Source organism: Microbacterium sp. Leaf351 (assembly GCF_001423825.1).
Lineage (GTDB): Bacteria > Actinomycetota > Actinomycetes > Actinomycetales > Microbacteriaceae > Microbacterium > Microbacterium ginsengisoli.
In genome coordinates this window covers 14,385-27,613 of the sequence record NZ_LMPK01000023.1, presented here as the reverse complement: position 1 = coordinate 27,613, position 13,229 = coordinate 14,385, and the positions used below count along the sequence as shown (strand labels likewise).

Sequence of the window (13,229 nt, the reverse complement as noted above, 5' to 3'; positions counted from 1 at the left end):
CACCTCGATCACGTCGTCCTCCGCATCCGCCGGCTCAGCCGGCCCTCACGAGCAGTGCGACGGGGTAGGTCGCGCAGAGCTGGGCGATCGGCACGGCGCCCGACTCGACGCGCCCCGTGAGGGTGTCGACCCAGTCTCCGGGCGGCAGCAGCAGGGCGGTGTCGCCCCACCCGCCGCGGCGTCCGAGCCCCACGGGCAGTCGGGTCGCGGCGGCGATGACGCCGCCGCGGTCGAACGCGACGAGGTGCGCGGCGGCCTCGCCGACGACCTCCAGCGGCAGATAGCGGGTGAACAGCTCCGGGCGGTCGCGGCGGAGCCGCAGCGCCCGCGACGTCACGAGGAGCTTCGCCCGCCCGGTCGCGTCGACCGGCGGCAGCAGCGGCTCCCCCATCCCCGGTCCGCCCTCTGCACCCAGGCGCGCATCGAGCTCGGTGGCCGCGACCGCCGCGTCGATGTCGTGCAGCAGCGCCGCGTGGGCCGTGAAGTCCACGGGTCGCCGGTTGTCGGGATCGACGAGCGAGAGCTCCTGCACCTCGGACCCCTGGTAGACGTCGGGCACGCCGGGGCCGGCCAGCTGCAGCAGTTTCTGGCCCAGCGCGTTCGACCAGCCGGCCGGGGCGATGTGGCCCACGAGGTCCTCGACGAGGGGCCGCGCCGCGCCGAACGCGGCGTCGACGAGCGCGTGCACCGCGGCCTCGAACGCGGCGTCGGGGGCGAGCCAGGTCGTTCGCTCCCCCGCTTCGCGCACGGCCTTCTCGGCGTAGGCGTGCAGGCGCTCGGCCGACGCGGGCCAGCTGCCGACGATCGCCTGCCACAGCAGCTCGTCGGTGGGACCGTGCCCGGTCGTCCCGGCCGCGCGCAGCGTGCCCAGCGCGGTCGCCCAACGCTCGGGCTGCTCGCTCAGCACGCTGAGGCGGGCGCGCACGTCTTCGCTGCGCTTGGTGTCGTGGGTCGACAGGGCCGTCAGCGCGTGGGGCCAGCGCGCGTGACGCTCGGCGAACGCCGCGTGGAACCCCTCGACGTCGAGCGAGGCGACCGACGGGTCGCCGCCGACCTCGGTGAGCGTGCCGAGCCGGGTGAACCGGTAGAACGCGGTGTCCTCCACACCCTTCGCCATGACGGGCCCGGTGGTCTGCTCGAACCGGTGCGCGACCTCGAGCGTCGCATCCCCGAGCACCGGCAGCAGGGAGGCGATCGCGTCCGCGAGGTCGGGCCGGCGGGCGGATGCCTCCTCCCCCGCCCGCACCAGGTGGGCGGCGCCCGCGGGCAGGTAGGAGCGGTACATCGGGAAGGCGGCCAGGATCTCGGCGAGCGCGGGGGCCGCGGCATCCGCCCCCACCGCCTCGCGCACCTCGGCCGGGAGCGTGCGCACGAGCCGCCGCACCTCGGACTGCAGGATCGTCGCAGCTATCGTGCGCTTCGTCTCGACGATCAGGTCGTCCCAGGCGGGCGCGGGCGGCAGGCCGGTCTCCGCGCGCAGGGCCGCGTCGAGCCCGTCGAGCGCCGCGACGCCGTTCGGGTCGATGAAGAGCCGGTCGAGCTCGGCCATCGCGTCGTAGCCCGTCGTGCCCGCGCTCGCCCACCACGGTGCGAGGCGCTCGGGGTGGTCGGTCGCGGCGTGCTCGAGGATCTTCTCGACCCACACCGGCAGCCCGCCGACGGCGGACCGCAGCCGCTCGAGGTAGCCGGCCGGGTCGACGAGGCCGTCGGGATGGTCGACGCGCAGGCCGTCGACGAGCCCCTCCGTCGCCCACCGCACGATCTCGACGTGGGCGGCAGCGAACACCGCGGGATCCTCGACGCGCACCCCCGCGAGGGAGGTGACGGCGAAGAAGCGCCGGTAGTTGAGGTCGGTCGCCTCGTCGCGCCAGAACCGCAGCTCATAGTGCTGCCGGCCGAGCACGGTGCGCACGTCGACGGTCGTGGGCGCGCTCCCGATGCCGTCGAGCGAGCCGGGCGCGAGAGGGAAGACGTGGTCGACGTACCGCAAGACTCCGTCGGGTGCGGATGCCGCGGGATCCCGGTCGATCACGAGATCGCCGATGACGTCGTCGAACTCGCCGCCGAGCACGGGGAGGCGCACGCGGCCGCCGCCGAACGCCCAGTCGATGTCGAACGCGCGGGCGTGGGCGGACGCCTCGCCGAGCCGCAGCACGTCCCACCACCACGGGTTCTCGCGCGGCACCGCGACGCCCATGTGGTTGGGCACGATGTCGACGAGCACGCCGAGGCCCGCCTCCCGTGCCGCCGCGACGAAGCGCGCGAACCCCTCCGCGCCGCCACGCGCCGGGTCGATGCGCGCCGGGTCGACGACGTCGTAGCCGTGGTCGGAACCGGTCGTCGCCGTCAACAGCGGCGACAGGTAGACCCAGCCGACGCCGAGATCGCGCAGGTACGGCACGATCGCGGCGGCGGCGTCGAGGTCGAACCCGGGTCGGATCTGCAGACGATAGGTCGACGACGGGTTCACGCGCTCACCTCGGCAGTTCGCTCTTGGGGGCGGCGCCCGGCACCTCGTCGATCGCCGCGGTGACCGCCTGCGCGAGCGACGCGGCCACCGAGTGGTCGACCTCGGGCGGGGCGGCACGGTGCTCGATCAGCACCAGCAGCGACGCCGCGCCGACGCCGACCACGTCGCCAGGATCGACGACGCCGGTGTTCGCGAGATGGCCGGCGGTGTCGACCAGCACGTCCCAGCTCGGCGAGTACTCCACCTCGGGAACGGTGAAGTCGACCGCCTCGTCGCCCGCGTTGAAGTAGACGAGGAAGTGCGCGTCGACGATCTCGCTCCCGCGCCGATCGCGCTCGCGGATGCCGCCGCCGTTGAGGAACACCCCGACCGCGCGGCCGAAGCCGGCGTCCCAGTCCTCGGGCTGCATCGGGGTGCCGTCGGGGCGCAGCCACACGATGTCGGGCACCGGGCTCCCCTCCTCGCGGCGCACCGGGCGGCCGTCGAAGAAGCGGCTGCGACGGAAGGTCGGGTGGTCGTGTCGCAGGCGCGCGAGGGCCGCGGTGAACTCGACGAGGGGCTGATCGACGTGCTCCCAGTCGATCCAGCTGAGCTCGTTGTCCTGCGCGTACGTGTTGTTGTTGCCCTGCTGGGTGCGGCCGAGCTCGTCGCCGTGCAGCAGCATCGGCACGCCCTGGCTGAGCAGCAGGGTGGCGATGAAGTTGCGCTGCTGCTGCGCGCGCCGGGCGAGCACCACCGGGTCGTCGGTCGGCCCCTCGACGCCGCAGTTGCTCGACCGGTTGAACGACTCCCCGTCGTTGCCGTCCTCGCCGTTCGCGTCGTTGTGCTTCTCGTTGTACGACACCAGGTCGCGCAGGGTGAACCCGTCGTGGGCGGTCACGAAGTTGATGGATGCCACGGGCCGCCGCCCGCTGTGCTCGTACAGGTCGGCCGACCCGGTGAGCCGCGAGGCGAACTCGCCGAGGGTCGCCGCCTCGCCCCGCCAGAAGTCGCGCACGGTGTCGCGGTACTTGCCGTTCCACTCGGTCCACTGCGGGGGGAAGTTGCCGACCTGGTAGCCGCCGGGGCCGACGTCCCACGGTTCGGCGATGAGCTTGACCTGCGAGACCACCGGGTCCTGCTGCACGAGCTCGAAGAAGGCGGCCAGGCGGTCGACGTCGTAGAACTCGCGGGCGAGGGTCGCCGCCAGATCGAACCGGAACCCGTCGACGTGCATCTCGAGCACCCAGTAGCGCAGCGAGTCCATGATGAGCTGCAGCGCGTGGGGGTTGCCGACGTTGAGACTGTTGCCCGTGCCGGTGTAGTCGGTGTAGTAGCGCTTGTCGTCCTGCTCGAGCCGGTAGTACGCCTCGTTGTCGATGCCCCGCATCGACAGGGTCGGCCCGAGGTGGTTGCCCTCGGCCGTGTGGTTGTAGACCACGTCGAGGATCACCTCGATGCCCGCGGCGTGCAGCGCCCGCACCATCCCCTTGAACTCCTGCACCTGCTGGCCGCGCTGGCCGGTTGAGGCGTAGGTGTTCTGCGGGGCGAGGAAGGCAATGGTGTTGTAGCCCCAGTAGTTCGACAGGCCCTTCTGCTGCAGGGTGTCGTCGTTGACGAACTGGTGCACGGGCATGAGCTCGATCGCGGTGACGCCGATCTTCTTCAGGTGCTCGATGACCGCGGGGTGGGCGATCGCGCTGTACGTGCCGCGGATCTCCTCCGGCACGAGCGGATGCAGCTTCGTGAGGCCCTTCACGTGGGCCTCGTAGATGAAGGTCTCGGAGTACGGCGTCTTCGGCTGCCGATCGCCGCCCCAGTCGAAGAAGGGGTTGATGACGACGCCCTTCATCATGTGCGCGGCGGAGTCGTCGTCGTTGCGGGAGTCGGGGTCGCCGAACGTGTAGGCGAACAGCGCCTGGTCCCAGTCGATTTGGCCGTCGACGGCCTTCGCGTAGGGGTCGAGGAGCAGCTTGTTCGGGTTGTAGCGCGCCCCCGCGGCCGGATCGTATTCGCCGTGCACGCGGTAGCCGTAGCGCTGACCCGGCTCGATGTTCGGCAGGTAGGCGTGCCACACGAACGCGTCGACGTCGACGAGCTCGACGCGGGTCTCGGTGCCGGCGTCGTCGAACAGACACAGCTCGACACTCTCGGCGCCCTCGCTGAACAGGGCGAAGTTGGTGCCGTTGCCGTCGAAGGTCGCGCCCAGGGGGTACGCGGATCCCGGCCAAGCCTGCACGTGCGCCCCTCCCTGCTCGGGAGCCCCCACATTAGCGGGTGCGGATGTCGCGGACGTGTCGGCGGTCGGCTCGGCGTTCGGGTCACTCACCTTCCGAGCATCGGCCATCCGCGCGTCGTCGCGGCGGGGCTTGACGGGCGCGTCCTGCGGGCTCAGGTCGCGCCGGACGGCGGGTCGAGCAGCAGCGCGATGCGCTCGTCGAGGTAGGCGGCGAGCGGCCGCCACCCACCGCGGGCGCTCCAGCGCACCTCGGGTCCGTCCGTCCCCTGCCGCAGCGGGCCGGATGCCTCGCCCCGCCCGACCGCTGCGAGGTCGAGCCCCTCCCAGCCGAGGTGCACGACCTGCCCGTCGGCGAAGCCTCCGCGGGAGGCGGCGGCCGCGACATCCGCCCGTCGGCGCTGCGACTCGGCGGCGAACCCGCGGCGGACCTCGGGTCGCGCGCGCACGATCTCCCCGGTCGCGAAGACGTCCTCCGGGCCGATGAGCAGCACCCCGAGGTGCCAGGCGGCGCCCTCGGGAACCACGTTCGGCGCCAGCGGGATGCCGACGAACCGCCGGCTGCGCCACCGGCCCAGCGCCTCGCGCGGCGCTCCCGCGGCGGTCAGACGCGCGCGGGCACCCGCGATCAGCGCTTCGACGTCGTCCACCCGCTCATTCTCGTCGGATCAGACGTCGACCGCGTGGGGTCCGTGGAGTTCGCGGTGCAGCCGCTCCATGCGCCCGTCGAGCTCGGACGCGGTGTCGGCGGCATCCTTCAGACTCTCCACGAGCCCCGCCGGCACCTGGCGCGCGTACTTGTAGTAGATCTTGTGCTCGAGGCTCGCCCAGAAGTCCATCGCGATCGTGCGGAACTGCACCTCGACGGGGATCGGCATCGGCCCTGTCGAGAGGAACACCGGCACCTCGACGATCGCGTGCAGCGACTTGTAGCCGTTCGGCTTGGGCTCCGCGATGTAGTCCTTCACGGTGCGCACCGTGATGTCGGGCTGCGAGGTGAGCAGATCGAAGAGACGATAGGCGTCGGCGGTGAAGCTGCAGGTCACGCGCACGCCCGCGACATCCGTGATGTTCGCCCGGATCGAGTCGAAGTCGGGGGCGATGCCCTTGCGCAGCACCTTCTCGACCAGACTGTCCGGGCTCTTGACGCGACTCGAGACGTGCTCGATCGGGTTGTAGTCGTGCATGTGCAGGAACTCGTCCCGCAGGATCTGGATCTTGGTCTCGATCTCCTGCATGCCGAAGCGGTACTCCAGCAGGAAACGCTGCAGCTCGNCCCGGCCGACGCTACGACCGTCTCATCGGGGGACGCTGTGAGCGCCCGCGGAAAAGCATGACCGTCAGGGGCGCGTCCGGGGACTCCGCGGCACCAGCTCGCCGTCGATCACATCGATCGCCGGCACCTGATCGAACGCCGGGTGGGCGTCGATGGGCACCTCGGATGCCGCATCGATCCCCTCGTCCCTCGGCTCGGGTTCGCCTCGTGTCATCGCACGCATCACCTCCTGAGGACAGCAGGTTCCACTGTCCCGCGCGAGCGAGGATCCGCCCAGGTCTTGACAAGGCGGCGACGGATCCGAACGACTCAGTCCGCCGGGGGTCCGGCGGGAGGCTCTTCCGCCGGCTCCGGCGTGATCGTCAGGCCGTTCGGGCCGGATGCCGCGGCCATCAGATCCTCGACCCAGGCGCGGTTGATGCGCGGCTGGCGGCTGCCGAAGAAGTGGAACTGCAGCGGCACGGAGGGGTGCACCCAGAAGCTGCGGCGACCGCTGCCGTCGCCCATCTCGACGTCGAACATGAACGGCTCGGCACGACGCAGCTTGTTCATCACGACGATGCGCAGATGCGCGAGCGTGCGGTCCTCGATCTCCACCGAGTTGCCGATCGTGTCGTAGATGAATCTCCCCATGTGAGGAGCCTAAACGCGGGTGATCCTCCGCGCCGTCACCGTGTTCACGCCACGCCGTCGCGGGGCGGCGAGATGCGGCATCCGCTCGTCTTGGTGACATCTCAGCGCCCGCATGGTGTGCTGGGTGCGTGAGCACCCCCCAGGCCGACGGCGCCGAGCGACCCGCGCTGCTCTACGTCGAGGACGACCCCGAGATCGCGGAGATCACGGTCGAGGTGCTCTCGGAGGTCTACCGGGTCGACCACGTCGCCGACGGTGAGAGCGCCCTGCAGCGTGCGCTGTCGCGGCGGTACGAGGCGATGGTCGTCGACCGCCGTCTGCCGGGGATGGACGGCATCGCCCTCGTGCAGGCGGTGCGCACGGCCCACATCGCGACGCCCATCCTGCTGCTGACGGCGCTCGGGTCGGTGCACGACCGCGTCGAGGGACTCGACGTCGGCGCCAACGACTACCTCGTAAAGCCGTTCGACTACGACGAGCTGCTCGCCCGACTGCGAGCGCTGCGGCGCGGGTTCCGCACCGACGGCGTGCGCCGCGACGTCGGCGAGTGGCAGTTCGCGCCGGCAGCGCTCGCGCTCTTCTCACCCGAAGGACGCCGCGTCGCGCTCACGGCGACCGAGACCGCCCTGCTGCGCCTGCTCGCCGAGAGCCCCGACCATGTCTTCTCCCGTGCCGAGATCTCCGACGCGGTCTTCGCCTCGGGCGACTCGGAGAGCTCGGTCGACACCTACGTGCACTACATCCGTCGCAAGGCGACACCCGAGATCATCGAGACCGTGCGCGCGCGGGGATACCGGATCGGAGATCCCGGGTGAGCCCCCACACCGACTCCGAGCGCCTGCGGCGTGCCGCGCGGCGCATCGGGCTGACCGTCGGCATCGCCTCCGCCCTCGTGCTGCTCGGCGGTGCGGGCATCCTCGTGTGGCTCCTTCTGGCGACCGGACGGCCCGAAACGCGCGGCGACGTGGTCAGCCCCGACCCCGGCGTGACCGGCTCACCCTCGCTTCCCGACGGAATCCGCGCGTACGACCACATCGTGGTCGACGTCGACCGCACTGTGCCGATCGTCATCGCGCTGTCGCTCGTGGGCGTCGCCGTGCTCGGGCTCATCGCCTGGTACGCGGCGCGGCGCGCCACCCGTCCGCTCGCCGAGGCGATGCGGCTGCAGCGCCACTTCGTCTCGGATGCGAGCCACGAGCTGCGCACCCCCCTCACCGCGCTCACGAGCCGTATCCAGCTGGTCGAGCGACGTCACCGCCGCGGGGAGGAGATCGACTCCACCCTCTCGGACCTGCGGCGCAATGCCGCCGCGATGGACGACGTGCTCACCGACCTGCTCGTCGCCGCGGAGGCCGACGCGCGCGATCCGTCGGCGCGGGCGGAGGTGGGCGAGGTCATCGCCGCGACACTCGACTCGCTGCGGCCGCTCGCCGACGATCGCGAGGTCACGCTCGCGATCGACGTGGCCGAGGCGGCATCCGTCGCCCTCCCGGCGACCAGCCTCACGCGCATGTGCGTCGCCCTCGTCGACAACGCCATCCAGCACACTCCGGGACGATCGACCGTCACGGTCTCCTCACGCATCGTGCGGGATCGGGTGCACATCCGGGTGACCGACGAGGGGTCAGGTATCCGGCCCGAAGACCGCGAGCGCATCTTCGAGCGCTTCGCGCGACTGGGCGAGACCGGTCGCCGGCGTGGCTTCGGCCTCGGGCTCTCCCTCGTGCGCGACGTCGCCGTGCGCCACGGCGGGTCTGTGGTCGTCGAGCAGACGGATGCCGCCGGCACCACGTTCCTCATCGACCTGCCGCTCGCGCGCTGACGCGTCCGGCGACCCGCCGGGCGTACGCTTACGCGCTCACGCGAAACGGATCGCCTGCCGCGGCGGCGACCTCCACCCCCGACACCCAGCGCCGGGTGCGCCCTCCGGCGCCGATCACCATGCCGCTGCGTCCCGGGCACTCGCGGATCCAGCCGAGGTCGTCGATGCCGGCGACCACGCCGACCGTCGCCCAGACGTCGGCGACGGCGAGACTGTCGGCGACCACCGTCGAGCTGGTCGCGCCGAGCGCCGCGCGACCCGTGCGCGGATCGAGGATGTGCGCCCCCCGCTCGGCCGTGCCCGACGTCGCGACGGCACCGTCGCGCAGTTCGACGACGGCGGCCAGCTGTCCGGGCCGCGCCGGGTCGGCGATGCCGACCCGCCAGTCTCGATCGAGACCCGCGGCCGTCGCGACCTGCATGTCACCGCCGGCGTTGATGGCCCAGGCGGCGACATCGGCGTTCTCTAACAGTGCTCCGAGATGCCCCCGGGCGACGCTCTCCACCGCCCAGCCCTTGACATACCCCGTCGGGTCGAACGCTCCGCCGAAGCGGGCGCTGAACAGTCCGCGGGTGACTGCCTCCGCCTCCTCGCACGCGCGGGCGACCTCCGCCACCCGTGGGTCGGCCGCCGCGAGGGTCAGCTCGCCGCGGCGGAGGCGGGAGACATCCGAGTCGGACCGATAGGTCGAGAACACGCGGTCGATGTCGCGCAGCTCGGCGAACGCGTCGGCCGTCGCATCGTCGACGCCCGCGACCGTGGGGGCGTGCGTGAGCACGTGCACGCTGATCACCATGCCCATGACATCGGCCACGCGCACGGTGCGGTGCAGCTCGGCGCTCATCACTTCGCCTGGTCGATCGCGCTCTGCAGCGACTGCAGGTAGCCCTCGCTCGTGTAGGTCGCGCCCGAGACCATGTCGATGTTCGCGCTCTGCGCAGACAGGGTCTCGCTGATCAGCTGCGGGAGCGAGTAGTTCGCGATCTCGACGTCACGGCCGTTGTTGTTCGGGTACTGCGGCACGGCGACGTTGGTGATCTTCCCGCCCGACACCGTGATGGCGACCTGCACGTCGCCGAAGCGCGTCGAGGCGGCCGACCCGGTGAAGGTGCCGTTCTTGAGGCCGGTCGAGGTCGACGTCCCGCTCGAGGAGGACGACGAGCTGCTACCGGTCGACGCGGACGCCGTCGCGCTCGCCGACGGCGTCGCAGCAGCGGCTGATCCGCTCGTGGTGCTCGAGCTCGTGCCGCTTCCCGTCGAGCCGCCGATGCTCCCCGAGAACCCGGTCGTCGAGGATGCGACGGTCGTTCCCGCCCCGAGGGACGTGCGGTAGCTGAACAGCAGCACGACGCCGCTGACGGTCACGAGGATCGCCCAGACGATCTTCTTCATGGTGTGCGCTCCGTAGATGGTGAGGGACGAGAGGATGCCGCGGCATCCGCTCAGATCGAGAAGTTCTCGCTGTGGATCTGAGAGGGGAGGATGCCCGTGTCGAGCAGGTCGTCGCGGATGCTGTCCATCCAGTGGCCCGGCCCGCACAGGAAGATGTCGTACTCCTCGATGTCGGGGGCGATGTAGCGCAGCAGGTCCTCTCCCGCCCACGACGCGTGGGTCGCCGGGATCCAGGTGGAGTCGCCGTGCGAGCGGTGCCCGTCCAGCGTGTAGTGGCGCAGGCCGCGCTTCGCGACGAGGCGCGCGATCTGCGGCCGGCGCAGCCCGTGCGCGGGGTCGTGGTCGCGGGTGACGAGGATGGCCTCGCCGGGCGCGTAGCGCTCCGACTCGAGGAGCGCGACCAGCGGCGCGACTCCGGCACCGGCACCGAGCATGAGCATCTTCGAGCGGCGCCGCGCGTCGCCGGTCATCGCCCCGTACGGCCCCTCGAACATGACCTTCGTGCCCTTGCGCAGCCGCGTCATGCGGGAGGTGCCGTCGCCGACGATGCGGGCCGTCACGGTGAGCTCGTCGCCGCGCGGTGCGGTCGAGAGCGAGAAGGGGTGGGAGCGGGTCCAGCCGGGGCCGTCCAGGAAGCGCCAGTTGAAGAACTGGCCCGCCTGCGCGCCGAGCTTGTGGATGTCGCGGCCGCGCATGCGCACGGTGACGCCGTTGGAGCCGTCAGCCTCGACGGCGACGACCCGCAGGTCGTGCCGCATCGAGCGGCTCAACGGGACGAGGAGGCGGAAGATCAGCACCGCGGCGGCGGCGATCGCCCACAGGGTCCACCAGTAGGCACTCACCAGCGGCTGCCCGATGAAGTCCGACCCGGTCCAGAGCATGTGCGGGATGGCCAGCCCCACGCCGAGGTAGGCGTACAGGTGGATGAGGTGCCAGGACTCGTAGCGCAGCTTCTTGCGCGCCTTCCGGATGGAGGTGACCACGACGAGGATGAGCAGCCCGGTGCCCGCTGTCGCGAGCATCATTCCGGGGTAGTTCCACACGAAGTCCCACAGCTGCACGAGGGGATTCACGTGCGCGTTGACGGCGTAGCCGATGCACAGCAGTGCGATGTGGGCCAGCATCAGCCAGAACGACCAGAAGCCGGTCAGGCGGTGCGCCCGCACGAGGCCGTCGCGGCCCCAGCCGCGCTCGAAGATCGGCACGCGCGCCATCAGGAGCACCTGATAGAGGAGCAGGTTGGCCGAGATGAGTCCGGTGAGTCGGCCGAGCGTGGAGTACGTCTCCGCATCGAGGCCGATGACCGCCTGGATGCCGCCACCGTGGATCCACAGCGCGAGGATGACGAGGCTCGTCCCCCACACGATGGCGGTGGCGGCGAGGTTCCAGACGAGTCGCGGCGACCGTCGCGAGCCGAGCAGCGCGTCGGTGGCGGCGTCCTGCCTGCGGACGGACCGTTCGGTGGCGTAGGTGGTCATGGCTCGATGGTGACCGCGCGGGCGCAAGAATTCGCCAAGAATGCGGGTTCCTCGGGCAACGCATAGGAAGCGCAGAGCCGGAGCAGATCGACGACGCCGTGCGGGCCGCTCCCGCACCGCGCGGGGCATCCGAGAGGCGCGGGATCGGCGCGCGGGGATTATGGTGGGCGCATGGGCACGATCTACTACGGCGGTTCTGAGACGCCGATCCACATCGAGGACCGCGCCCTCGCACACCTCAAGGTGGTCATCGCGACGAAGCTGCGTCGCGGCGAGAGCTTCACGCTGTCGTGGCGGCACCCCGAGGGCGAGCCGGTCGGTCGCAGCACCATCTGGCTGCACCCGTCGATCCCGCTGCGGTTCACGTTCCTCGACCCCGAGCCCGCTCTCCTGAGCCGGGAGTGGATCGAGGAGCTGGCGAGTTCGGCGAACTCCTCGGGCGGCATCATGCTCGTCGACGAGCACCTGCACGCCGGCGACGTGGCGTCGCGCTGATCACGCTGAACGGCTGACGACCGGCCGACGTCGGAAGTAGCCGGCGGCGGCGCGCTCAGATCAGCGCGAGCGCCGTCAGCACGACGGCGATGAGCGGGAACGTGCCCTGGATCGCGGCAGAGCGGGCGAGCTTCGGGCTCGAGAGCACGAGCACGAGGGCCGCGGCGAGCATCGACCCGGTGCCCACGAGCACGAGGGTCGCGCCGATCGTGAGCGACCCGGTCGCGACGAGCACGATGCCGATCGCGGTCGCGAGGGCGAGGAACAGGTTGTAGAAGCCCTGGTTGAACGCGAGCGACCTGGTGAGCTCGGCCTCCTCGGCGCTGCGCAGGCCGAAGATGCGGCGCGTGGCCGGCTCGGTCCAGCGCAGCGATTCGAGCACGAAGATGTAGACGTGCACGAGCGCGGCGAGCGCGGCGAACACGAGGGCGGCGATGATCATGAGCGCATCCTCTCAGGCCGGGTGCACATGCGCCCACACGCCGGGCGCGGGAAGTTCGGCGTAGCGCACGTCGACGGCGTCGGTGGTCACCTCGGCGACGCACACGAGCAGCGACTGGGTCGGGATGCCCAGGTAGCGGTTGTCCCGCACGATCGCCGCGTCGCTCGAAGCCCCGTCGCCCGTCGACGCCGCGAGCACGTCGAACCAGTCCTCCCACCAGGCGCGGTCGCCGGTCGCCGAGAGGGGTGCGGCAGCGAACGCGGGAAGCCAGGCGGCGATGCGTCCGGTGGCGGGGTCGTCGACGTCGTCGTGGGCGACCATGTGGGTGCCCGGCCCGAGCACGGTCTCGTGCACAGCGGTGCCGTCCCACCGGGTGACGACGGATGCCGCGGCCCCCACGGTGAGCAGGTTGAACCCGCGCGTCCGGGGGGCGGCGGGCACGGCCTCGCCCTCGACGGCGGCGAGCGGCAGGGCTCCGCGGGAGACCACGGCGCTCTCGGGAAGATCGTGCCCCTCCGCCCGGTTGAGCAGCACGGCCAGCAGTCCGCGGTCAGGCGCGGCAGCGAGCCACGCGCCCCCCGCGCGGACGTCGCGCACGCCGATCACCCCCGGATGCGCCTCGGGCCACCAGTCGCCGAGCGGGTTCCACTCGCGCTTGGGATCCTCGTCGCGCACGGCGAGCACGCGGGTCGGATGCCGCGGGTCGTCGGGCACTCGAACGATCACGGTGCACATGGGGTCCTCCTGCAGCGGGCTGCCGTGCCCGCGGGTCGTGCGAGAATCGGGGCGTGTTCGTCGTCGTAGGGGTCACCGGCGGGATCGCCGCGTACAAGTCGGCGACGCTGGTGCGCACGCTGGTGAAGAACGGCCACGAGGTGCACGTCATTCCTACCGCGGATGGGCTGCGCTTCGTCGGCGCTCCGACCTGGGAGGCGCTCAGCCGTCACCCCGTGACGACGTCGGTGCACGACGACGTCGCGACGGTGCGCCATGTGGCGCTCGGGCA

Annotated in this window: 14 protein-coding genes and 1 pseudogene; 4 read left to right on the top strand and 11 right to left on the bottom strand. The window is 71.5% G+C overall.

Features of this window, described 5'->3' with window-relative positions; genetic code table 11:
* Positions 1-34: 34 nt before the first annotated feature.
* From treY to ASG00_RS07810, 6 genes and pseudogenes are all read right to left on the bottom strand, one after another.
* Positions 35-2,470, bottom strand: a complete 2,436-nt coding sequence (treY, locus tag ASG00_RS07830; protein ID WP_056208230.1) for a malto-oligosyltrehalose synthase — start codon at positions 2,468-2,470, stop codon at positions 35-37.
* Positions 2,471-2,474: 4 nt separating this feature from the next.
* Complete coding sequence (glgX, locus tag ASG00_RS07825; protein ID WP_056208351.1) at positions 2,475-4,688, bottom strand: glycogen debranching protein GlgX; 2,214 nt, start codon at positions 4,686-4,688, stop codon at positions 2,475-2,477.
* A gap of 152 nt (positions 4,689-4,840) precedes the next feature.
* The gene (locus ASG00_RS07820; RefSeq protein WP_045247399.1) at positions 4,841-5,335 is read right to left on the bottom strand and encodes a hypothetical protein; all 495 of its coding nucleotides are present in this window, start codon (positions 5,333-5,335) and stop codon (positions 4,841-4,843) included.
* 18 nt (positions 5,336-5,353) lie between these two features.
* Positions 5,354-5,960, bottom strand: a pseudogene (locus ASG00_RS07815) (GTP pyrophosphokinase); the annotation flags it as partial.
* Positions 5,961-6,025: 65 nt separating this feature from the next.
* Positions 6,026-6,175 (bottom strand): hypothetical protein, encoded by a 150-nt coding sequence (locus tag ASG00_RS14905; RefSeq protein ID WP_048809105.1) that lies wholly within the window; start codon positions 6,173-6,175, stop codon positions 6,026-6,028.
* A 95-nt stretch (positions 6,176-6,270) separates the two neighbouring features.
* The gene (locus ASG00_RS07810; RefSeq protein ID WP_056208223.1) at positions 6,271-6,594 is read right to left on the bottom strand and encodes a DUF7882 family protein; all 324 of its coding nucleotides are present in this window, start codon (positions 6,592-6,594) and stop codon (positions 6,271-6,273) included.
* A 128-nt stretch (positions 6,595-6,722) separates the two neighbouring features.
* On the opposite strand from ASG00_RS07810, the gene ASG00_RS07805 reads away from it, so the two are divergent.
* The gene (locus tag ASG00_RS07805; protein ID WP_045247396.1) at positions 6,723-7,409 is read left to right on the top strand and encodes a response regulator transcription factor; all 687 of its coding nucleotides are present in this window, start codon (positions 6,723-6,725) and stop codon (positions 7,407-7,409) included.
* The gene (locus ASG00_RS07800; protein ID WP_056208220.1) at positions 7,406-8,416 is read left to right on the top strand and encodes a sensor histidine kinase; all 1,011 of its coding nucleotides are present in this window, start codon (positions 7,406-7,408) and stop codon (positions 8,414-8,416) included. Before ASG00_RS07805 ends, ASG00_RS07800 begins: the two co-directional genes overlap by 4 nt.
* Positions 8,417-8,444: 28 nt before the next feature.
* On the opposite strand, the gene ASG00_RS07795 is transcribed toward ASG00_RS07800, so the two are convergent.
* The 3 genes from ASG00_RS07795 to ASG00_RS07785 are packed head-to-tail and all read right to left on the bottom strand — an operon-like array spanning position 8,445 to position 11,286.
* Positions 8,445-9,260 carry an FAD:protein FMN transferase gene (locus ASG00_RS07795; protein ID WP_045247394.1) on the bottom strand — a complete coding sequence of 272 codons (816 nt, stop codon included), beginning with the start codon at positions 9,258-9,260 and terminating at the stop codon, positions 8,445-8,447.
* Positions 9,260-9,808 carry an FMN-binding protein gene (locus tag ASG00_RS07790; protein ID WP_056208216.1) on the bottom strand — a complete coding sequence of 183 codons (549 nt, stop codon included), beginning with the start codon at positions 9,806-9,808 and terminating at the stop codon, positions 9,260-9,262. The genes ASG00_RS07795 and ASG00_RS07790 overlap by 1 nt, the downstream gene beginning before the upstream one ends.
* 50 nt (positions 9,809-9,858) lie before the next feature.
* Positions 9,859-11,286 (bottom strand): ferredoxin reductase family protein, encoded by a 1,428-nt coding sequence (locus ASG00_RS07785; RefSeq protein ID WP_056208213.1) that lies wholly within the window; start codon positions 11,284-11,286, stop codon positions 9,859-9,861.
* 171 nt (positions 11,287-11,457) lie between these two features.
* Here ASG00_RS07785 and ASG00_RS07780 point away from each other — a divergent pair, with 171 nt between their 5' ends.
* The gene (locus ASG00_RS07780; protein ID WP_045247391.1) at positions 11,458-11,781 is read left to right on the top strand and encodes a DUF7882 family protein; all 324 of its coding nucleotides are present in this window, start codon (positions 11,458-11,460) and stop codon (positions 11,779-11,781) included.
* A gap of 55 nt (positions 11,782-11,836) precedes the next feature.
* On the opposite strand, the gene ASG00_RS07775 is transcribed toward ASG00_RS07780, so the two are convergent.
* A complete protein-coding gene (locus tag ASG00_RS07775; protein WP_056208211.1) occupies positions 11,837-12,223 on the bottom strand; it encodes a DUF1304 domain-containing protein in 387 nt (128 codons plus the stop codon).
* Between the two features lie 12 nt (positions 12,224-12,235).
* Positions 12,236-12,958, bottom strand: coding sequence for an NRDE family protein (locus ASG00_RS07770; protein ID WP_056208208.1), 723 nt, complete (start codon positions 12,956-12,958; stop codon positions 12,236-12,238).
* A gap of 53 nt (positions 12,959-13,011) precedes the next feature.
* Here ASG00_RS07770 and ASG00_RS17700 point away from each other — a divergent pair.
* On the top strand, positions 13,012-13,229 hold a 218-nt coding region (locus ASG00_RS17700; RefSeq protein WP_442922622.1), incomplete at its 3' end, for a flavoprotein.